The 22,095-nt window shown below is 66.2% G+C and carries 17 protein-coding genes; 5 read left to right on the forward strand and 12 right to left on the reverse strand.

Going from position 1 to position 22,095, the window contains the following annotated elements; all coding sequences use genetic code 11:
• Window positions 1–22: 22 nt before the first annotated feature.
• Genes HLH29_RS11405 through HLH29_RS11415 form a run of 3 tightly spaced genes read right to left on the reverse strand, consistent with a single transcriptional unit; the run spans window position 23 to window position 3,586 of the window.
• Window positions 23–1,387 carry an MFS transporter gene (locus HLH29_RS11405; RefSeq protein WP_182967008.1) on the reverse strand — a complete coding sequence of 455 codons (1,365 nt, stop codon included), beginning with the start codon at window positions 1,385–1,387 and terminating at the stop codon, window positions 23–25.
• A gap of 15 nt (window positions 1,388–1,402) precedes the next feature.
• The gene (locus tag HLH29_RS11410; protein ID WP_182966871.1) at window positions 1,403–2,149 is read right to left on the reverse strand and encodes a dienelactone hydrolase family protein; all 747 of its coding nucleotides are present in this window, start codon (window positions 2,147–2,149) and stop codon (window positions 1,403–1,405) included.
• Between the two features lie 9 nt (window positions 2,150–2,158).
• Window positions 2,159–3,586 (reverse strand): sugar porter family MFS transporter, encoded by a 1,428-nt coding sequence (locus HLH29_RS11415; protein ID WP_182966873.1) that lies wholly within the window; start codon window positions 3,584–3,586, stop codon window positions 2,159–2,161.
• 309 nt (window positions 3,587–3,895) lie between these two features.
• On the opposite strand from HLH29_RS11415, the gene HLH29_RS11420 reads away from it, so the two are divergent.
• The 4 genes from HLH29_RS11420 (at window position 3,896) to HLH29_RS11435 (ending at window position 7,689) form a co-directional block, all read left to right on the forward strand.
• The gene (locus tag HLH29_RS11420; protein WP_182966875.1) at window positions 3,896–5,239 is read left to right on the forward strand and encodes a GntT/GntP/DsdX family permease; all 1,344 of its coding nucleotides are present in this window, start codon (window positions 3,896–3,898) and stop codon (window positions 5,237–5,239) included.
• A gap of 100 nt (window positions 5,240–5,339) precedes the next feature.
• Complete coding sequence (locus tag HLH29_RS11425) at window positions 5,340–6,098, forward strand: MerR family transcriptional regulator (RefSeq protein WP_182966877.1); 759 nt, start codon at window positions 5,340–5,342, stop codon at window positions 6,096–6,098.
• Between the two features lie 14 nt (window positions 6,099–6,112).
• Window positions 6,113–6,706, forward strand: a complete 594-nt coding sequence (locus HLH29_RS11430; protein ID WP_182966879.1) for a DUF3159 domain-containing protein — start codon at window positions 6,113–6,115, stop codon at window positions 6,704–6,706.
• Entirely contained in the window at window positions 6,703–7,689 is a 987-nt protein-coding gene (locus HLH29_RS11435) for an aromatic ring-hydroxylating dioxygenase subunit alpha (protein WP_182966881.1), read from the forward strand. The genes HLH29_RS11430 and HLH29_RS11435 overlap by 4 nt, the downstream gene beginning before the upstream one ends.
• A 75-nt stretch (window positions 7,690–7,764) precedes the next feature.
• On the opposite strand, the gene der is transcribed toward HLH29_RS11435, so the two are convergent.
• The 5 genes from der to HLH29_RS11460 form a co-directional block, all read right to left on the reverse strand.
• Window positions 7,765–9,183, reverse strand: a complete 1,419-nt coding sequence (gene der / locus HLH29_RS11440) for a ribosome biogenesis GTPase Der (protein WP_182966883.1) — start codon at window positions 9,181–9,183, stop codon at window positions 7,765–7,767.
• 117 nt (window positions 9,184–9,300) lie between these two features.
• Complete coding sequence (locus HLH29_RS11445; RefSeq protein WP_182966885.1) at window positions 9,301–10,671, reverse strand: outer membrane protein assembly factor BamB family protein; 1,371 nt, start codon at window positions 10,669–10,671, stop codon at window positions 9,301–9,303.
• Between the two features lie 87 nt (window positions 10,672–10,758).
• Window positions 10,759–11,448, reverse strand: a complete 690-nt coding sequence (locus tag HLH29_RS11450; RefSeq protein ID WP_182966887.1) for a tetratricopeptide repeat protein — start codon at window positions 11,446–11,448, stop codon at window positions 10,759–10,761.
• Between the two features lie 140 nt (window positions 11,449–11,588).
• Window positions 11,589–11,969 (reverse strand): hypothetical protein, encoded by a 381-nt coding sequence (locus HLH29_RS11455; RefSeq protein ID WP_182967010.1) that lies wholly within the window; start codon window positions 11,967–11,969, stop codon window positions 11,589–11,591.
• A gap of 92 nt (window positions 11,970–12,061) precedes the next feature.
• Window positions 12,062–13,381, reverse strand: coding sequence for a dihydroorotase (locus HLH29_RS11460; protein WP_182966889.1), 1,320 nt, complete (start codon window positions 13,379–13,381; stop codon window positions 12,062–12,064).
• Between the two features lie 205 nt (window positions 13,382–13,586).
• Between HLH29_RS11460 and HLH29_RS11465 the strand changes: the two genes are divergently transcribed.
• Entirely contained in the window at window positions 13,587–14,480 is an 894-nt protein-coding gene (locus tag HLH29_RS11465; protein ID WP_182966891.1) for a LysR family transcriptional regulator, read from the forward strand.
• Here the strand turns inward: HLH29_RS11465 and HLH29_RS11470 are convergent.
• From HLH29_RS11470 to HLH29_RS11485, 4 genes are all read right to left on the reverse strand, one after another.
• Window positions 14,462–16,234 carry a gamma-glutamyltransferase family protein gene (locus tag HLH29_RS11470; RefSeq protein ID WP_182966893.1) on the reverse strand — a complete coding sequence of 591 codons (1,773 nt, stop codon included), beginning with the start codon at window positions 16,232–16,234 and terminating at the stop codon, window positions 14,462–14,464. The two genes, HLH29_RS11465 and HLH29_RS11470, sit on opposite strands and share 19 nt — an antisense overlap.
• Window positions 16,231–17,520 (reverse strand): MFS transporter, encoded by a 1,290-nt coding sequence (locus tag HLH29_RS11475; protein ID WP_182966895.1) that lies wholly within the window; start codon window positions 17,518–17,520, stop codon window positions 16,231–16,233. Before HLH29_RS11475 ends, HLH29_RS11470 begins: the two co-directional genes overlap by 4 nt.
• A gap of 10 nt (window positions 17,521–17,530) precedes the next feature.
• Complete coding sequence (locus tag HLH29_RS11480) at window positions 17,531–19,828, reverse strand: TonB-dependent receptor (RefSeq protein WP_246374159.1); 2,298 nt, start codon at window positions 19,826–19,828, stop codon at window positions 17,531–17,533.
• A gap of 500 nt (window positions 19,829–20,328) precedes the next feature.
• Window positions 20,329–21,711, reverse strand: coding sequence for an FAD-binding oxidoreductase (locus tag HLH29_RS11485; protein ID WP_338030229.1), 1,383 nt, complete (start codon window positions 21,709–21,711; stop codon window positions 20,329–20,331).
• Window positions 21,712–22,095: the final 384 nt, after the last annotated feature.

Here is a 22,095-nt window from a genome sequence, read left to right on the forward strand (position 1 = left end):
GATCCAGAAAGACACAAAATCATTACTTATGCCGCACGCGCAGCAGCCTGCTGGAACTGATCAGCGCCGCCGCATAGGCACAGGCGGCCGCCAGTTCCAGGCAGCGCAGGGTCGGGTCATGGCGGACGAAGCCGAAGGTCAGGGCGACGAACATCGCCCCCATCGTCTGGCCCCACAGCCGCGCGACCGAGACCATGCCGCTGGCGCTGCCCGAGCGCCCGTGCGGCGCCGCCACCATCATTGCGCGATTGTTCGGCGGCTGGAAAATCCCGAACCCCATCCCCGCGATGGCGATGCGCCAGGCAATGTCCAGGTTCCCCGCATCGGGCGGCAGCAGGCACAGCAGCACGAATCCCGTCCCCGTCACGCACAGCCCGACCGAGGACAGGATGCCCGCCGGCACCCGGTCCGCCAGCCGCCCCACCAGCGGCGAGATCGCGACGATGCCCACCGGCCACGGCGTGATCAGCAGCCCGGTCGCCACCGCCGAGCGATGCAGCACCGTCTCCAGCGTGAAGGGCATGGAGATGATGAAGAAATTCGACGCCACGAACGCCATGAACCCCACGCTGAACGCGATCAGGAAATCCGGCACCGCCAGCAGGTCGATCGGCAGCATCGGGTCCGACCGCCCGGTCTGCCGCCGCGCGAGCTGAAAGAACGCCGCCCCGCCGATCAGCAGCAGCCACACCGCCACCACGGGCCCGCTGCGATGCGCCAGACTGTCCAGCCCGACCACCAGGCAGCCGATGGCCACCACGTTCAGGGCCGCGCTGGCCAGGTCGAACGAGGACGCGCTGCGCGGCGTGGCGGGCAGATAGACCAGCGCCGCCACCATCGCCGCCCCGCCCAGCGGCAGGTTGATCAGGAAGATCCACGGCCAGTCCGCCACCGACAGCACGGCCGAGGCGATGGTCGGCCCCAGCGCCACGCCCGTCGCCACCACCACGCCGTTCAGCGCGATGCCCTTGCCGATTTCACCATGGGGATAGATGAATCGCACCAGCGCGATGTTCACGCTCATGATGCATGCGCCGCCAATGCCCTGCAGCGCGCGGGCCAGCGCCAGTTCCAGCAGCGTATGCGACATCGCGCACAGCACCGAGGCCACGACGAAGGTCGCCAGCCCGATCCGGCACAGGCGGGCAAATCCCAGAAGCGATCCCAGCGAGGCCAGCGGCAGCAGCGTCGCCAGACCCGCCATCTGATAGGCGTTGATCACCCAGATCGACGAGGACGGACTGGCATGGATGTCCTGCGCAATGGTCGGCAGCGCGACATTGGCGATGGCATAATCCAGCACCGACAACAGGACCGACAGCGCCACGGCAAACATCGCCAGCGCCCTGGGCAACCCGTAAAGCCCGTCGCCCTCGCGCAGGACCATCCCCGTCACGGCCGGTCAGCCCGCGCGCAGGGCACGGGCAAACAGCGCCTGGACCCACCCCATGGCCTGCAGGAACAGCGCCGGGTCGAACCGATGCCCCTCGTCGCGGAGGAAGGCATGCTGGCCGTTGACCTCATACCATTCATGGCGCACCCCTGCCCCCTCCAGCGCCTCGCGGATCATCTGGCGCCCGGCAAAGGGCACATGCGGGTCCTGCCGCCCCCAGACCATCATCGCCTCGCCGGAAATCTCGTCCAGCCGGCGCAGCGTATCGTCCGCCCGCCCCGCGCCCAGCGACGCGGAATGGATGTCGGTAGCATAGAAGCACGCCGCCGCCTGCACGGCAGGGTTCATCGCCGCCCGCAACGCCAGATGCCCGCCCAGGCACACGCCCAGGGTGCCGATCTGCCCGGTGCAGGCCGGATGCGCCGCCAGCCACGCCACCGCCGCGCGTGCATCCTCGTCATAGGCCGCCACGGGCTTGGCATATTTCAGTTCGTTGCCCCGGTCGGTGCCCGGCACGTCATAGGCCAGCACGCAGCCGGCGGGCTCGTATTCGTGATAGACCTCCGGCACCGCCACCACATGGCCCATCCCCGCGACCATCGCGGCCAGCCGGCGGATCGGCGCCGTCACCTGATAGATCTCCGAGAACAGCACCACGCCGGGAAAGTGCCCATCCGCCGCCGGGCGCAGCACATGCAGCCGCATCGGGCCGGTGGCCGTCGCGATATCCTGGGTTTCATCGCCGCGCAGTATCATCGTCCCGCCTTACCGTCCCAGTTCCCGCAGCTTCCGGCCCGCCATCAGCCGCGCTTCGATCTCCTCCAGCGACACGCCCTTGGTTTCGGGCACGTAGGCAAGGGTGATCACGATGAACAATCCGTTCATGATGGCAAATAGCCAGAAGGTCCAGCTCTGGCCCAGCGCGGCCATGACGGTCAGGAACACGTTGCTGACCAGCCAGTTTGCCGCCCAGTTGGTGAAGGTCGAGCACGCAATGCCGAAATCACGGCCCCGCAGCGGCTGGATTTCCGAACACAGCGTCCACACCATCGGCCCCGCGCCGATGGCGAAGCCGGCAACGAACAGCAGCAGCGCCGCGACCATGCCGCCCAGGATCGGCGTCGAATCGCCACCGACCGCCGCCAGCCCGCCCGCCATCACCATCGCACCCGTCATGATCGCGCAGCTCAGGATCAGCAGCGGCCGCCGCCCCCAGCGGTCGATGAAGGCGATGGCAAAACCGGTGGCGGCCATGTTGACCAGCCCGATCAGCGCCGTGGCCCAGGTCGCGGCCGACACGCCGAAATGGGCGGCCTGGAAGATCTTCGGCGCGTAATACATCAGCACGTTGATGCCGGTGACCTGCTGCATCACCTGCAAGGCTACCCCCAGCAGCACCGACCGGCGGAAATTCGGGCTGCTGCGGAAGAACGCCAGCCCGCTGCCCCCCTCGCGCTTCAGCTCCTGCGCAATGTCGCGGATCTCGGCATCGGCCTCGGCCGGGCTGACGCGCAGCAGGCGCATCACCTGGCTGGCCCGGCTCCGCTCGCCGCGCATCATCAACCAGCGCGGACTGTCGGGCAGGAACAGGCACGCGGCGCAGAACAGCGCCGCCGGCCCCGCCATCAGCCCCAGCATCCAGCGCCAGTGCCCGCCATAGGAGAGCAGGCTGTCGGTGACATAGGCCAGGAAGATGCCGAGCGTGACCATCAGCTGGTAGAACGACACCATCGCCCCACGCACCGATTCCTGCGACACTTCCGAGATGTAGAGCGGGGCCGCGAACGCCGCGATCCCGACCGCGAGGCCCAGCAGAACCCGCCCGACGATCAGCACGGCCACCGACGGCGCCATCGCGCACAGCCCCGCCCCGGCGACGAACAGCAGCGACGCCGCCAGCAGCGCGCGGCGCCGCCCCAGCCGGAACGAGATGCGCCCGGCCACCAGCGAGCCCAGGGCGGCAGCGGCCATCATCGACGAGACGATCCATTCCTGCGTCCGGGCGGCGGCATGGAATTCATCGCCGATAAAGCCCAACGCCCCGGCGATGACGCCGGTATCCAGCCCGAACATCAGCCCGGCCATCGCGGCCAGAATACCGACCACGACCGCCCGCGCGGCCGCGTGCGACCCGCCATGGGGTCCGGTGGGTCCGGTCGCCGCCTGGCTCGTCTTGGTCTGGTCAGCTGTCATGTCATGGATTCCCTATCCCGGATTCGGCACCCTGCGGTGGGGCGCCCGGGCAGCTTGTCTCGCGCCCCTGTCCTATCCTGTTGCGTTCCATGCAAGTCCGTTCCCGACACCGCGAACCGCGGAAACCGGTTCGTTATGGGACCAAATCCCCCTTTCTGGCCAGAGACCTTGGCGATCGGGCACGCGAAGAAAAAAAACGACCCGATAGCGAACCAACCCGCCTCTCCCGGATATGAGGCCCCGAGCCATTGACATTCGCGCGCCCGTTCCGCGCTGATACACGCTCCCATTCACTGCAGACGCGGTTCAATGTCCCCAATCCTGGCGATTTCCCTGGCAACCGCGGCGATTGGCGCCGTCGTGCTCCTCATCGGGCGCTACAAGCTCAATCCCTTCATTGTCCTGGTCTGCGTCTCCCTTCTGCTGGCCATCTGCGCCGGCATGCCGCCCGAAAAGGCCGTCGCCTCGTTCGAGGAGGGCGCGGGCCATGTGCTGGGCCATATCGCGACCGTGATCGCGCTGGGCACGATGCTGGGCAAGATGCTGGCCGAATCGGGCGGCGCGGACCAGATCGCCCTCACGATCACCCGCATCGCGGGGAAGAAACGCATCAGCTGGGCCATGATGGTCATCGGCCTGCTGATCGGCCTGCCGGTGTTCTTCGAGGTCGGGTTCGTGCTGCTGATCCCGCTGGCCTTCACGCTCGCGCGGCGCACCTCCACGCCCCTGCTGCTGCTGGCGCTGCCGATGGGGGCGGCACTCTCCGTCACCCATGCGATGATTCCCCCGCACCCGGCCACCCTGCTGGCCCTGTCGGCGTACCATGCCGATACGGGCCGCACCATCTTCTGGGGCGTGATCATCGGCACCCCCATCGCCGCCCTCGCCGGCCCGGTCTATGCCCGCTTCATCACGCCGCATATCCACACGGAAGGAGAGGCCGCGCTGGCCGAACAGTTCGCCGGCAAGGACACGCCGACCGACATGCCGCCCTTCCTCACCACCGTGCTGACCATCCTCGCACCCGTGCTGCTGATGCTGGTGGGCTCGGCCGCCGACCTGGTCACCCGCCCCGGCGGCCTGCCGAACACCGTCCTGCATTTCATGGGCAATACCGACATCGCCCTGCTGCTGGCGACCGTGCTGTCCTTCTACGTCCTCGGCCTGGCGCGCGGCTTCTCGCGTGAGACGATCCTGCGCTTCACCACCGAATGCCTGGGCCCGACAGCGCTGATCATGCTGCTGGTCGGCGCCGGCGGCGGCTTCGGGCGCGAGCTGATCGACAGCGGCGTGTCCAAGACCATCACCGACGTCGCGGTGGGGGCGCATGTGCCGCTGCTGGTGCTGGCCTGGCTGCTGGCGGTCGTGGTCCGCGTCGCCGCCGGCTCGGCCACCGTGGCCATGAGCACCGCCTCGGGCATCGTGGGCCCGATCCTGCTGCACAGCCACGGCACGTCGCCCGAACTGATGGTGCTGGCCACCGGGGCCGGCTCGGTGGCGCTGGGCCCGATGAACGATGCCGGCTTCTGGCAGATCAAGGAATATCTGGGCCTCACCGTCGGACAGGCGATCAAGACCTGGTCGGTCATCGAAACCCTGATCGCCGTCCTGGGCCTGGCTTTCTGCCTCTTAGCCTCACTCTTCATCCACTAAGACGCCCGCCCGCAACCCTGGAACCGACAATCGCAAGAAACAGCTTGCGTCATCCCCAGGGGATGACCTTACCACCGATCACATGGCAAAAAATCGATCGATGGCTTCACCATTTCCAGACGGAGCGGCCGCCATCGCCCGCCGCTTTGGGGTGACGGTCAAAACCCTCCGTGTCTACGAGGAAGCGGGGCTGATCCGGCCGCTACGGAACGGTCATGGCTGGCGGACCTACGGTCAGGCCGAATGTGAGCGGCTTCACCTCGTCCTGCTGCTGCGGCGCTTCGGCCTCACGATTGCCCGCATTGCCGAAATGTTTGCCGCGGGGCAGCCGGATCTCGCAGCCATACTGGACCTCCAGGCCGAAGCCTTGACGGAACAGCAGGCGCACATCACTGAAGCCTTGTCGCTGATCGGCCGCGCCCGTCGGCATCTGAGCGAGCATGGCAGCATCGACCGTGAAACGTTGGCAGCCTTCGCCCGGGCCGAACCGGCGCGGCTGCGTTGGACGCCAGCACTTCAGGCGCTTGCGGCGCGGTGCTTCACGCCCGACCAGCAGCGCCTGCTGGCGGGAGTCGCCCCGTCGATCGAAACGGAATGGGAAGCCATCCATCAGGAACTGGCGTCAATCATCGACCGGCCACCCGACACGCCCCGCGCGCGCCTGCTGGGTGCGAAAGCGGCCGAACTGATCAGCCGTCTGACTGGTGGCGACCCCGCCATGCGCACCGCGCTGACGCAGTTCTGGCAAGACGGTTTTTCCGCCCCCGAAATCGCACGCTCATTGCCGATGGACGAGAAAGGCTGGCAATTCCTTGGCCAGGCCATGGCGGCGCACGCACGCGCGGAGAAAGCCCGATGAACCGGGGTCTGACCATGCTCCGCGGCCTGTTCCACACCTTCGGCGGGCTGGTGCTCTACTGGGCTGTCCTGCTCGCGTTCGGGGTCAGGCCGGCCATCGCCGCGACCTTGCTGTTCATGCTGCTCGAAGGAGTGTGGCGGCTGCTGACGCATCGCGCATTCCCGCCGCTCTGGCTGCTCGCCAACGGCGCTGCCCTTGTTTTCGGATGCATCGACCTGTGGGCACGCACGCCTTTCATGATCCGCTATGAGGGGGCGATCATCAACCTCCTCACCGCTGCGGCCTTCGCGGTCGGGGCATCGGGCCGTGAACCGATCGTGATGACATTCGCCCGCCGAAGGCGTCCGGAGATCCCCGTCGAACGTCCGGAGATCATATGCTTCTTTCGCGCCTTTACCTATGCCTGGGCGCTCTACTTCGTCGCACGAGCAGCGGCCTTCCTATGGATCATGACGGCATTTCCCCTGGTTCAGGCGGCGGCAATCCGAACGATGATCGCCTGGACGAGCCTCGGCGCGATGCTGCTGGTCAGCATCAACGGACGGCACGTGTTCGCTCTGTGCCAGCGGTTCGGCTTCTTCCACCCCGCGCAGGATTCCTCATCATGACAGAGCTGCCGACCAACGCCGCCGCCGACCGTGTGCCGCTGCCCCAGGAGGCGTGGTATGTCGGCGCCGCCAGTTCGCGCCTCACGGAGGCACCGGTCGCGATCGTGATCCACGGGCAGACCATCGTCCTGTTCCGCGACAGCGAGGGACGCGCACACGCCATGCACGACCGTTGCCCGCATCGCGGCGTCGCCCTGTCGCTCGGTACGGTCTCGGAGGGTCAGATCGCCTGTGCCTATCATGGCTGGCGGTTCGACGGCACGGGGCGCTGCCGACACATCCCCTCCCTACGCCCCGAACAGCCGGTCAGGACAGTGCCGGTGCGCGCCTATCCGGCGGCCGAGCGCGACGGCTATGTCTGGGTGTGGACAGGCAAGGGCGAACCGAAAGGACAACCGCTGCCGATCCACGGGTTCGATCGTTATGCCTGGCTGCAAGGCGCAACGGCGCTGGCCTGTGAAGCGATCATGCCGATCGAGAACAATCTCGATATCTGCCACGCGGCGTTCACCCATCCGCACATGCATCCGCAATGGTTCCGCGCACAGGCAGCCGGCTTCCAGCCAACCCGGTACGAACTGGCGACCGATCCGGGAGGATTGACTGTGAGCGCGCCCGGCACGCTGCTGCGCTTCGACCTGCCCGACCGGGTGACGGTCGGAGGCAGCGAAACCTTCAGGCTCGTCCTTCACCATGTTCCCACCACGCCCGGCCGATGCATCCAGCATTGGTTGCTGCAACGGGAGCCGACACATGAACAGGCAGCGCCGATCTGGTCCGACAGGGAACCCGAGATACTGGCACAAGACCGCCACGTGCTCGAATCGGCGCAGCGTGCCTACGCGAATGAAGGAGACGCTTTCGAGCAAAGCGTGGAAGCGGACGCGACGACGCTTGCCGCCCGGCGCTCCATCCGCCTTGCATCGCAAGGGCGAACGGAAGAGGCATTTTCAGGCAACAGGAGCATATGCGTGCTGAGTTGAGCAAAGCAACCCCGCCGCGCCTCACGGCAACAGCGAGACAGTCCCGAGCCCCGAAGCGTTCACCCCCGCCCGGCCCTACGACGAGGCCCCCTCGGCATACGGGTTGCGCGTGCCGCGCAGCAGCAGCCGGATCGGCGTGCCCGGCAGGTCGAATTCCTCGCGCAGGCCGTTGACCAGATAACGCTGGTAATCCTCGGGCAGCAGCTCGGCACGGGTGCCGAACAAGATAAAGGTCGGCGGCCGGGCCTTGGCCTGGGTCATGTAGCGCAGCTTCAGCCGGCGTCCGCTCACCAGCGGCGGGCTGTGCCGCTCCAGCATCATCTCGAACCAGCGGTTCAGCGCACCGGTCGGAATGCGCTTGTTCCACACCTCATGCGCACGCCTTACCACCGGCAGCAGCTTATGCACGTTCGCACCGGTCAGCGCCGAGAACGACACGACCGGAATCCCACGCATCTGCGCCAGCGAAGTCTCGATCCGGTCCGAAATCGCCTGCCGCGTGGCAATCCGGTCCTCGACAGCATCCCACTTGTTCAGCGCCAGCACGCAGCACCGCCCCTCGCGCTCGATCAGGCGCGCGATCTGCAGATCCTGCTCATGCACGCCCAGCGTGGCATCCAGCGCCAGCACCACCACTTCGGCCATCTTCAGCGCCTCGATGGTGGCCGAGGTCGACATCTTCTCCAGCCCGTCCTCGACCCGCGCCCGGCGGCGCAGGCCGGCCGTGTCCACAAGCTGGATCGGCCCCTGCTCGTCATGCAGCAGCACGGTGACGGAATCGCGGGTCAGGCCCGGCTCCGGGCCGGTAATCATCCGCTCCTCGCCCAGCAGGCGGTTCAGCAGGGTCGATTTGCCGGCATTGGGCCGGCCGACGATCGCCAGGCGCAGCGGCCCGGGCGGCCGTACGTCCAGCTCTTCCCCGTCCTCGCCATATTCGACGGGCTCCACCGGCTCCGGCGGCGCCTCGGGCGGCATGCGGTCCGCAATCTCGCCCATCAGCTCCGACAGGCCCTCGCCATGCTCGGCCGAAATCGCCAGCGGCGTCCCGAGCCCGAGCGCGAACGCCTCCATCGCGGCCGCCGCACCCTGGCGGCCCTCGGCCTTGTTGGCCACCAGCAGCACCGGCCGCCCCTGGCGGCGGATCCAGGCGGCGAAATGCTCGTCGGCCGGGGTAATACCCGCCCGCGCGTCGATGCAGAACACGACCAGATCCGCCTGCGCCACCGCCGATTCCGACGAGGCCCGCATCCGCCCGTACAGCGTATCCGGCGCGGCCTCTTCCAGCCCCGCGGTGTCGATCAGCCGCACCCGCCGCCCGCGCACAACGGCCTCGGCTTCCTTGCGGTCGCGGGTCACGCCCGGCGTGTCGGCCACAAGCGCCTGCCGCCGCCCCACAAGGCGGTTGAACAGCGTCGACTTGCCGACATTCGGACGCCCGGCGATCACGACGATCGGCAGGTCATCCCCGGTCGGAACGGAAGGAAGCTTGGCCAAGGTAGAGATTATCCCTCGAGCACGATGCGCTCGCCCATGCGGGCGCACCCTGCTCTCTTATATCGTTTGGGAGACTGATTCACGCTTCGGGTCGCTGCGACCCGAAGCGATCAGGTCCTAGCTGTAGGCATTCAGCCTGCCGTCGTCGGTCACGATCAGCAGCCGGCCATCCACCACGATCGGCGGCACCGTGACAACCCCCGGCAGCTTGCCGACCGTCAGCAATGCCCCGGTCGCGGGGTCGATCGTGACATAGCCGGTCTCGGGCATGGTACTGACGCAGACCAGCTTGCTCCCGGCCATGATCGGCCCGGTCCAGGTCACGCCGTTCTTCTGCGCGTCGACCCGGCGATAGCGCCGCAACTGGGTGATCCAGCGCACATGGCCATTCACGCGGTCGACGCAGGCAAGCTGCTGGTCCAGCGACAGCACATACAGCCAGTTATCGATCACCAGCAGCGTGTCCTGCCCGGCAACGGTCCGCTCCCACAGCCGGCGGCCCGACCGCAGGTCGATCGCAACCAGGACCGAGCCGGCACTGATGGCATAGACGGCCTGGTCCACGATCACCGGCATCCCGCGCACGCAGGAGAAATCGACCGTCGAATCCTGGCCGTTGGTGCTGCCCAGCGTGTCGCTCCACACCACCTCGCCACTGGCCGCCCGCAGCGCGACCAGATCGCCCGACCCGAACCCGGCCACCACCACATCCCCCGCCACGGCGGGCGCGGGCTGGCCGAAGATCACGGTCACGGCCTCGGTGGCGGTATAGGTCCACAGCACGCGCCCCGTCGCCGCGTCCAGCGCCAGCAGCCGCTCGTCGATGGTGCCGAAGAACATCCTGCCATCCACCACCGTCGGTGCCGAGCGGCCCGGCGTCTGGGTGTCGACCCGCCACTTCACCTTGCCGGTCGCGGCTTCCACCGCCAGGGCCTGCCCCACGCCGTCGACGATATACAGCGTGTCGCCGGCGATGCTGAACCCGCCGCCGAGATTGCTGGAGCGCATCTTCTTCGGCTTGGGCGTGAAGTGCCACAGTTCGCGCATGCGCGGCCATTCATAGGCCCGGATCACCCCCTGCGCGTCACCGACGAAGATCCGGCCACCTGCCACGATCGGCGTCGCCTGCAACACGCCGCGCCCGCTATCGCCCAGCGCGGCGTAGGACAGCAGCTCGGGCTCCGACACGCCGGCACCGATCCCGTGCGACCATTCGCGCCGCATCTGGCCGCCCCAGGCCATGTTGACCCCGCCATGGGTCGGCACGCGCCCCGGCTGCAGCCACTCGCCGATCGCGGTCTCGGCGGGCAGCGCGATCGGCGCCTTGTCGTCAGGATCGACCATCAGGCCGGCACCCGTCGACAGCACGTCGACACGCTTGCCCGCCAGCAACGGCTTTTCGTCATCATCGAACAGGCTGCATCCGGCCAGGACCGGCACCATCGCACCACCCAGGAGCGCATGCCGGCGGGTCAGAACTTTGTTCATGGAAATCCTGCGCTACGAAAGGAAAAACGGGGCCATTTCGGTTTCTGTACGCCCGACGGCACGAAAACACTGTCCGCCCGGCACGGCCTAGGACGGCGTGGCATTCAGGGTCTGGAGCATGCCGCCGGCCCGGCTGCGCAGCGCCTCCGGCACGTCGATCTGCGTCGTCAGCTGCCCCAGCCGCCGGCGCGCATCGGCCAGATGCCCCTGGCGCAGGTCCAGCATCGCCTCGCATTCCTCCGCCAGCCCGCGCCACGGCTTGCCCGCGCCATCCAGCGTGGCCAGGCGCGAGCGCAGCACCGCCGGATCGCCATCGTCGATCTGGTGCTGCACCCACAGCAGGCTGGCCAGCCCGCGCAGCAGCGCATCGGCGCCCTGATCGTCCGCCACCTGGCTCCACAGCGCCAGCGCACCCTTGCTATCGCCGCTCGAGGCCAGCAGCGCCGCGCGCTCCAGCCGCGAGAGCGTCCGCAATCCGGAGGGCACACCGTCCAGCGTCGCCAGACGCGCCAGCGCGTCCTTCTGCTGGGGGGTCAGCGCACTGGTCTCGCCGGGGGCGATATGGCTGGTATCGGCCGCGCGCAGCGCCGTGAAATAGGTCGTGCCCCAGGCCTGCGCGGCCTGTCGCCCGCGCCAGGCATGATATTGCCAGCCCCCCACGCCGACAGCAGCCACCGCCGCCACCGCCACCGCCGCGCCGACATAGCGCCGGGCCATCAGCCGCAGACGCTCCATGCGCATGTCGTCGTCGACTTCCCTGAAGATGTCGTCAGCCACGTCTCAACCGCTCTCCGCATCCAGCCGCGACGGGCCCGGGCCCGTCATTCCAAGGGCGGACCATAGCCGTCCCGGCGCACGCGGGCAACAAACCCGCATGTGCCGTCCCAGAGCGACCGGGGGAGCACCCCGGCGCGCGTTCAGTGGCGCGAGAAACGCGCGGCCCCGGCCTTGAGGTCGGCGGTCAGCCGCGCGAAATGGCCGGCAATCCGCTGCTGCACGGCCACGCCGGCCTGATGGACCTGATCGATGCGGGCCTTGGCCTGGGCACTGATCGTATTCTCATCGCGCGCGGCGGCACCGGCGACGCAGGCATTATAGGCCCGCGCGGCCTTTTCATACGCCGTCGCGGCATCGACGCTGGCATTGTAGCGCGCGACGCTGCTGGAATCGACCGTGGGCGCGGCCGGCTCCTTTCCACAGGCGGGCGCGGACCACGTCACTTCCGCCGCGCGGGCAACCGTTACCCCCCCGGTCAGGGACAGGGCGGCGGCACAGGCCAGAAACCGGCCCGAGATCATGGCACCCAAGAGACATCCTTCCTTGCTACGGTCCCGCCGTCACGATGACGGAGATCGCGGACGATGCCGCCTATGCCGACAAAATGTCGAAATCAGGGCGCAAAGCAAGCCAGCCGGCCGGCCGGTTCACCCAGGATCGTATCCTCGCGCATCACCGCCCGCCCACGCACGATGGTCGCCATCGGCCAGCCCGTCACCGCCATGCCGTCAAACGGCGTCCAGCCGGCCGGGGTGGCGATCCAGTCATTAGTGATCCGCCGCTTCGCCGCCATGTCGACCAGCGTGAAATCGGCGTCATAGCCCATGGCGATCCGCCCCTTGGCCTGCAGGCCATAGACCCGTGCGGGCCCGGCGGCCATCAGGTCCACCATCCGGCCCAGCGACAGGCGCCCGGCATTCACATGGTCCAGCATCACCGGCACCAGCGTCTGCACGCCCGTCAGCCCGGCGGGGGTGGCGGGCCAGGGCTTGGCCTTGGCCGCCAGCGAATGCGGCGCGTGGTCCGAGCCGATCGTGTCCACCATGCCGTTGCGCACCGCCTCCCACGAGGCCTCGTAATGCCGCCGGTCGCGGATCGGCGGGTTCATCACCGCCAGCGCCCCCAGCGTCTCGTAGCAGTCCGGCGCCACCTGGGTCAGATGGTTCACCAGTACCTCGACGGTGGCGACATCCCGATGCGCCGCCAGCCAGTCCAGTTCCTCGGCGGTCGAGGTATGCAGGATATGCACCGGCCGCCGCGCCCGCCGTGCCAGCCCCACGATCCGCCGCGTGCCCAGGAACGCGCATTCCTCGTCGCGCCAGAACGGGTGCCTGTCGTAGGACATCCCCTCGGTCAGCAGCTTCCTGCGGTCCTGCAGCCGATATTCGTCCTCGGAATGGAAGGCCACGCGCCGGTGCCCATGCTCCAACACCTGGCGGATGCCCTCATCATCCTCGATCATCAGGTCGCCGGTCGAAGACCCGGCAAAGACCTTGATCGCGCACACACCGTCAAACTGCTCATATTCGCCCAGCCGCGGCGTATTGCCCCGCGTGGCGCCGACATACATCGCAAAATCGACCCAGCTCTCGCGTGAGGCATATTCCTGCTTCCAGCGCAGCATGTCGCCATCGACGATCGAGGGCGTGGTGTTGGGCATGTCGAACACGGTCGTCACCCCACCCAGCGCCGCCGCCCGCGTACCGGTCGGAATGCTCTCCACAGCGGCATCGCCCGGATCGCGCAGATGCACATGCGGGTCGATCAGCCCCGGCAGCACATGCAGCCCCGCGGCATCGATCACCTCGTCCGCCTCGCCCGCCACACCCACCGACAGGCTGGCAATCCGCCCCGCCCGCACGCCGATATCGGCCCGCGCCTCGCCCCACGGCAGAACGCAAATCCCGTTCCGGATGATCAGGTCGTAATGCATCAGTCCCTCGCAGCCTGTCGTTCCCCGCGACGTAATCCTTTCAGCCCACACGCGGCAAGACCGCACGATGGTCCCCGGCCCGGATCGCCTGCCGATATGAAGTCCGGGAACGAGTGTGCTACGGAAACCGTCCTGCGAACACGAATACACCGAATAGGCTGAAAGACGACTGCGTATGTCCCGCGACCACGACCTGGATCCTCAGTTGCTTCGGTCTTTCCTGGCTGTAGCGGACACGCTCCACTTCACGACGGCGGCTCATATGCGTGGGGTCAGCCAGTCCACGATCAGCCAGCACATCAACAGGCTGGAAAAGATCCTCGGCCGCTCCCTTCTGGAGCGGAGCACCAAGGACACGAGGTTGACCGAGGACGGGCAGATACTCGTTCCCCATGCCAAGCAGATCCTCGCCGCATGCGAGGCCGCATTTGACGAGTTCGAGCCGGACTTCCTCTCGGGCCATATCCGCTTCGGGGTATCGGACGACCTGGTCCTGTCCCACCTGCCCGAAGTCCTGCGGGAATTCCGCACCATGTATCCAAGCGTCCATGTCTCCATGGTCGTCGGGCTGAGTTCGGAACTGAACAGCCGCCTGCAATCCGGGGAGCTGGATGTCGCCTGCACAAAGCGCTTCCTGCCGTCGAGCGAGGTGTTCGAGGGAGAATGCGTGCTGTGGCGCGAACGGCTGCGGTGGCTGGGCGCCAGAGGGTTCAGCCTGCAGGCGGGAAAGCCCGTGCCGCTGGTGGCGTACGAGAAGGAAAGCCTGAACCGCCGCCGGACGATCGAGGCGCTGAACCAGGCGGGCCTGGCCTGGCAGCTCTCCTTCGTCAGTGACCATCTCAGTGCGCTGATAGCCGGCGTCAGGGCCGGCTACGGGGTCTTCATGCAGTCCGCGCTGCTGATCGACGACAGCATCGTTCCGGTGGAAGCGGCAGAGCTGCCACCGCTTCCGGACATGGAGTTCCTTCTGGTGCCCGGGCGCTCGACGCGGGCGGTCAAGGCCCTGATGCGCACGCTGGTGGAAAATGTTTCGCGGGTTGCGCCGCACGGGGGCGAGATCCCGGCGACGCTTGCCGCTCCTCAGCGGGCGACGGCATAGCCCTGCATGCCGCGCGGATTGGCACCCGCGTAAAGCCTGCCGTCCGCCTCGCGGCGGATGGCAGAGAGCCGCCCTTCGCTCCAGTCGCCGCCGACCACGACATCATGGCCACGGTTACGGAGATCCTCCACGACATCCGCGCCGAAACGGCCCTCGACGACGAGACGTGCGGGATGTGCGTCATGGGGCCAGAAACTGCCTGGCCAGTGTTCGCTATGAAAGCTCGGGGCCTCGATGGCCTGCTGGATGTTCATGCCGAAGCGGGTCATGCGCATGTAGAAGGTGAACGACCATTGGTCCTGCTGGTCGCCGCCGGGGGTGCCAAAGGCCATCCAGGGCTTTCCGTCCTTGAGCACGAAGCTGGGCGTCAGGGTGGTCCTGGGGCGTTTACGCGGCGCCAGCATATTCGGATGCCCCGCCCGCAGCGAGAACATCTGGGCGCGCGAGCCCAGGCCGAAACCAAGCTCCGGTATGACGGGCGCCGACTGCAGCCACCCGCCCGACGGCGTGGCACTGACCATGTTGCCCTCGGCATCGACGACATCGACGTGGCAGGTATCGCCTTTCGTGACGCCCATGTTCGAGACGGTCGGTTCGCCGACGCCGCTCGCAATGCGACCGCCCCCGTGGGCAGTGGGCAGGAATCCGGGCTCCGGCACCCTGCCGTCCGGCCGGCCGGGACGAAGCTCCAGCGAAGCCCGCTCTCCGACCAGGGTCCGCCTGGCATCGTTGTAGGACGCAGACAGAAGCGTCGCGAGCGGAACGTCCGGCGTATCGCCGTAGAAGGCCTCACGGTCGGCATAGGCCAGCTTGGCGCATTCGGTGACGGTGTGGAGAAAATCGGCGCCACACGGGTCCATGCCGGCGACATCGAATCCCTGCATCAGGGCAAGCTGCTGGAGAAACACCGGCCCCTGGCTCCACGGGCCGCATTTCAGGACGGTATACCGGCCATCCTGCAGCGAGACGGGATCTTCCAGGGTCGCCCGCCATGCGGCAAGGTCGGCCGATCTCAGCAACCCGGCATGGGGCGTTCCGCTACTGTCCATCATCGGAACCCGGCAGAAGCGGTCGATGGCTTCCGCGACGAAGCCGTCATACCACGCATGCCGCACGGCATCGATGCGGTCCTCGCGTGTCGCGCCGGCGGCGGCGTCCTTCAGGCGTTTCAGGGTCTCCGCCAGAACCGGCCGCCGCAGGAGCGTGCCCGCGGCCGGAACCACGCCGTCGGGCATGAAGGTCTTCGCGTTCTCGGGCCAATGGTCGCGGAAGAGGCTCTCCACGCTGGCGATGGTCGCAACCATCTGGGGCATGACGGGCACACCCTGCACGGCATAGAAGATCGCATATTCGATGATATCGGCGAAATCCCATGTCCCGAAGTCGCGCAGCATCAGGCACCAGGCATCGAAGGCGCCGGGCACGACGGCGGCCAGATGCCCGGTTCCCGGAATCTCCTCCAGGTCCAGGGCATGATAGGCGTCGATGCTCGCGCCGGCGGGCGAAACGCCCTGCCCGCAGATCACATGCTGCTTTCCGGTCCTGGCATGACTGACGATGATGGGGGCATCTCCCGCCGGCCCGTTCAAATGCGGTTCCGCAACCCAGAGGGTGAACCCGGCGGCGACGGCAGCGTCGAACGCATTCCCGCCCCGTTCCAGTACGGCTTGCCCGACGCCGCTGGCCAGCCAGTGCGTCGAGGCGACGGCACCGAAGGAGCCGCAGAGTTCCGGGCGTGTCAGGAAGGGAGTCATACTGCTCTTGCTTTCTTCTTGCTTGTAATGTGCATATTCGTGACGCGCTGCGCGGTCATGAGGATCACGGCGGAGAGTACGCAGACGGCGATAACGTATCCGATCCAGGACAATCTGCCGCCCGTCACGCCGATGATCCACGCAAAGACCAGTTGCGCGGTGGACCCGAACAGCGTGACGCCGATGGAATAGGACAGGCCGATGCCGAAGGCCCGCTGGTCCCTGGGGAACAGCGAGGCAAGGAACGCCATCCCGGCACCACCCGAGATGGCGTTTCCGATCATGAGGACGGCGCAGGCAAGGGTAAGGCTCTCCAGGGAGGGCGCCTGGAGCATGAGCCAGAAAACGGGAAAATAGAGTGCGGCATTGACCAGTCGGGAGATGACGATCACCCGGCGCGCACCGTATCTGTCGGCAAGCAGCCCGCCAGCGACCGAACCCGCGAACCCGACAAGCCCATTGCTGATATTGATGAGCAGCGCCTTGCGGATCGGCATATGCAGCGTATGGACGGCATAGGTGACGACGAACTGGAAGAAATATTGCTGGATCGTGCTTCCAGCCTCATAGACGATTCCGATGGGCAGGCGCCTGAACGCATGGTTGTGGAACTGCCGCAGGAAATCGGCAAACGACAGGCGCTCCTCTTCCGATGGCACGGTTTCTTCCAGCGTTTTCCGAAGATAGATCCCGACCGGGGCGATCAGCATCCCGAAGACGAAGGGGAGTCTCCACGCCCAGTCGCGGATCGTATGCTCGTCGAAACCAAGGAAGAGGATCAGCCCCAGAAGGCCGGAGATCAGCGCGCCGAGATGCTGCCCGGTGGTTTGCCAGCTTCCGGCAAGGCCCATCCGCTCTTCGCGGGCGCTCTCCACCAGGATCGACGTGGCGGCACCCAGTTCCCCACCCGCGGCAAACCCCTGCAACAACCGGGCGACAACAAGGGCGAGCGGGGCGAGGACGCCGATCGATGCGTATCCGGGCAGAAAGGCGATGATCGCACTGCCGGCGGCCATGACCCAGACAGTCAGGGTCATGGCGGCACGGCGGCCATACCGGTCCGCATAGGCACCGATGAGAAAGGCACCGAGAGGACGGACCAGGAAACCGATGCCGAAGGTAGCCAGCGTGAGCAGCAGCGCCGTATCGTTATGTCCCGCGGGGAAGAAGATGTGCGAAATGACGGTCGCGAACGTGGCATAGGCCGTGAAGTCGAACAGTTCAAAGGCGTTTCCGACGGCGGCGCCAACGATGTTCCTGCGGGACGATGCGGATGTCGGATTCATGCAGCCGGCCTCAATATGTCAGCGACACGCGGCCGCCGATGAAACGGGGTGGTCCGGGAATGTAGAAATAGGTGGTGGAGGCATTTCCGGCGGTTTCCGCATATTGCCGGTTGAGGATGTTGCTTGCATAGGCCGTGACCGACCATGGACCGTTTTTCGGCCGGAACGTGACATGGGCTCCGAGCAGGAAATAGGTCGGCAGGCGATAGACGCCGACGCCGCCGGGGGTGATGGCCTGGCTGTCGCGATACATCCAGTCCACGCCACCTTCCATATTGTAGCGCGTGAAGACGTCGCTGCGATAATCGGCCTCGCCGTTCAGCGTCAGCTTGGGGATACCGGAATCGACACCGGCAAAGCTGTCGTAGAAACCCTGCCAGATCCCGGTCTTCGCGAAATAGGCATTGGTCTGCCCACGGTCGATATTGTTGAAGACCTGGTAGGTGCCACGCTCCCAGCCGAGATTCTGCGTCAGGAAGACATGCGGAAGGGGGTGCGCCTCGATGGAGGTCTCGAAGCCCCAGATATCCGATTTCGGCGCATTCACGATCTGCGACAGCGGTCCGTAACTCGGCACCAGGAAGGTGCCGACGACCTGCTGCCCATGATAATCATCATAGAACGCGGCAGCATTCAGGCGCAGACGGTTGGGAATGAGGTCGCTCTTGAAACCCGCTTCGAACGCCAGGACGGTTTCAGGTTCGAACGGGGCGAGCTGTGCCTGCGATACGGTATTGTTGGCCGTGAAACCGCCCGGTTTGAACCCCTTGCTGGTCTTGAAGTAGAGCAATGTTCCCTTCGTCGCCTGCCACTGCACCCCCAGAACGCCCGAAACCTGCGCCGAGAGAGTCGATTCGTTGTTGAACTGCTTGTCGTTGATGCCGAAATGCCGGGTGCTGAGGCCAAGCAGGGCGCGCTGGTCCAATGTATGATTGAGCCCTCCGAACAGCGTAATGTGATACGGCAGCCTGTAACTGACATGGCCGTATTCGGAAATGCTTTGCTGGGTGGACCGGAAGGCCGTCTCGCTGAGGTAACCGCGCTGCGGCAGATAGTCCGTAAAATCGAAATAATAGTTCTGCAGCATGCGCGTACGGTTATAGAACGCACCGACATCCCATTGCAGGCGGTCGCCGGGGCTTGAATTGCGAAGCCGCACTTCCTGCGAGAAGACATTGGCGACGATATTGCGATAGGTGTCGCCGGTCGAAAGCGCCGTCGCATCCTGATCCGTGTATTCTGCGACACGTTCCGTCTCATAGGCGCTGATGGTCGAGAGCGTCACCTTCCCGAAATCATGGCTCATGTTGAGGTCGGCGCCCCAGAGCGTGTTGTGTTCGCTGGGCATCAGGCTGGCAGAACGCCCGATCATCTGCGCGAACTGGGGGCGGAGACTCCACTCGGCCTGCTGGTAACCGAGCTGCGGAATGGGCTGGGACGCGACGAGGCCGAGCGCGGGGCGCCCGGTCACCACCTGGTCGTCATCCTGCATCCAGTGGCCGGTCAGCTTGATGGTGGTGTGCTCGTCCGGGGTCCATTTCAGCTTGGCGCGCAGCGCGCCGTCATTGGCGTTCCCCAGATGGCTGCCGTTCTGCGGGTCATATTGCCACCCGCCACCATGAACGGTCTGGCCGGCGATACGGAACGACAGATTGCGGGCAATGGGGCCGGAAATGAACAGATCCGTCCTCGATCGGGCATAACTGGCGATATCCTCCGTGACGCCACCATGCCAGTCGGGCGTGGGGTCGTTGGTATGGATCGAAACCTCGCCGCCCGTGTCCGCCATGCCGTGGGTAAATCCGACCGGACCGGGTGTGACATCGACGTTGGAGAGGTCGAACATCTGGCCGCCCATCATGGTGCTGAGCGGAAAGGCGACGTCATCGACGTAGGTCATCACCGAAGACATGTTGTTCTGCGTGAAATCGTTGAAGCCGATGCCACGGATGAAGAAGTTGGTGGTGCCGGTTCCGTTCATGCTCTGGATGGTGACGTTCGGCGCAACGCGCTGGAGACCTTTGACGTCGAACACGCCCCTGTTGAGCAGCGTGTCGGCGGAAATATGGGTAACGGAATTCGCTTCGTGCTGCGCCTTCGAAAAACTGAAGGCACGGCGCGCCGAGTTCACGGTGATGGCTTCCGCCTCATCGCTACCGGCCTGATCGGCCGGGGCACGGGCCGCACCCTGCCTGGCACGCGGAGCATGGCCGTGGCTGCTGTTCCTGGGATGAGGCGCAATGCCCTCCGCGCGGGCTCCGGACAAGGGTGCTCCAACGGTCAGCGTGATGCCAAGGGCAGACAGCATCAGGTGCAGCCTGCGCGTTTGCGCTGTGCGAGCAGTTCTATGACCGGCCATGCATCCCATCCTATTCGATTATTCAATATCGATATGACATGGATATTTCGATAGTCGATAAAATCCGGTCGTGCAATGAATTTTTTTTGGCCTGGGAAATCGATAGGAATCATCAAATAATTGATTTTTATTGCTTTTATACCCACCCAGGAAGACGATCCCTGCTGCCCGGCGACGCGTGAACGCCATCCAGGCGCGATGCGAAGCGCAAGCGCGGATCGGTGTGGACAGACGGTATGGGAATGCCGGGCGCCAGCTCCGGATCAGTATTCCGGCATCGGCCCTGTCGAAGGCGGCGCAACCTGCCTGCGGCGCGATCTCGCGCGCGGCGTGCTCACGCCCGCCATTTCGCGATCATGTTGGCGCCCCGAAGCATCGGCAGGCGCACATGACGAACGGTGAAAGGTCAAGACAAGCGAGGACGGAAGCCCCGGCCGGGGTCGCCGCGCCTATCGGCTCTCCCCCGGGAGCATCTTCCCCGGATTGAGAATCCCGTTCGGGTCCAGCGTGCGCTTGAGCACACGCATCACATCCAGCGCCACCGGATCATGCTCGTCGGTCAGGAATTCGCGCTTCCCCAGCCCGACCCCATGCTCGCCGCTGCACGACCCGCCCAGCGCCAGCGCGCGCCGGACGATCTTCCGGTCCAGCGCCCAGGCCCGCTCCAGCCCGTCCGGCGTGGGCGGCACGAGGATGATCGTATGGAAATTGCCGTCCCCCACATGCCCGACGATGGGCGCCGTCAGGCCGGATTCCGCAATATCCGCCTTCACCCCCACGATCAGCTCTCCCAGGGCCGAGATCGGCACGATCGCATCCGTCGTCATGGCGCTGTAACCCGGCCGATAGGCCAGACACGCCCAATAGGCATGATGCCGCGCCCGCCAGAGCGCCGCACGCTGGTTCGGATCGGTCTGCCAGTCGAAGCCCAGCCCGCCGCGATCCTCCACGATGGCCTCCACCACCCCGATCTGTTCGCGCACCGATTCCGGCCCACCCACGAATTCCAGAAACAGCGTGGGCAGCGCACGCAATCCGCTCAGCAGGGAATATCGGATGCTGGCATCCATCTGCACGTCGTCGAGCAGTTCCAGCCGCCCGATCGGCACCCCGAACTGCAGGATGTCGATGGCCGTCGCCACCGCCTCCGACAGCGTCTCGAACTGCACGACGGCCGCCGCGATGCTTTCGGGAATAGGGTGCAGCCGCAACTGGACTTCCGTAATCACCCCCAGCGTGCCTTCCGACCCGACCAGCAGATGCGTCAGGTCATACCCGGTCGCGGATTTGCGCACTCGCCCGCCGGTGCGCATCACCCGCCCGTCGGCCAGCACGGCCGTCAGCCCCAGCACATTCTCGCGGATCGTGCCGTAGCGCACCGCCGCCGTGCCCGAGGCCCGCGTGGCGCACATGCCGCCGATCGTGGCCTCCCCTCCCGGATCGACGGGGAAGAACAGCCCGGTATCGCGCAGCGTGTGATTCAGAAGCTGCCGGGTAATGCCGGCCTGCACCCGGCAATCCATGTCCTTCGGATTGACCGACAGCACATCCGTCATCCGCGACAGATCGAGGCTGATCCCACCCTCCGGCGGATTGACATGCCCTTCCAGCGACGTCCCGGCGCCGAAGGCGGCCAGCGGCACCCGATGCGCATTGCACAGCGCCACGCTCTGCGCCACGTCGTCCGTGCTCCGCGCGAACACCACGGCACCGGGCATGCTGGGCGCGTGATGGCCTTCGCCATGGCTGTGCTGCTCGCGCACAGCATCGGCGGTCGAAACCTGCCCATCCCCCAGCCGCGCGCGCAGGGCCGCAATCAGGTCGATATTCATGCGTTCCGCTTCCCTTCGCATCCATCCGTCAGGTCGGGGCCCTGGCCGATCGCCCGAATATAACGGCGTATTCAACACTTATCTGTCACTACCCCTGACGCAATCGCCCTCGGAGGGACAATTCAAAAAACCGTACGCCCGCCTTCAGCCCGGCAGACGAGCCCCTGGTTTCAGATTCGGACGGTGCATCGCGTATAATTGTCTTCCCTGCTGCAGGGACGACACATGCCCGCCGCCATACCGGGCACCTTGAGCGGTCATTCTTCGTCGCGTCGACATATTCTCTCCGATGACACGTCGCGCGTCCGGACTCTCTGGCTGAAAGCACATCACGAATGGGCCGCATGCGTTACCCGTTGAAAGCCTCACCGATGAAGTCAGGGA

The organism is Gluconacetobacter tumulicola, assembly GCF_014174215.1.
Taxonomy (GTDB): Bacteria; Pseudomonadota; Alphaproteobacteria; order Acetobacterales; family Acetobacteraceae; genus Gluconacetobacter; species Gluconacetobacter tumulicola.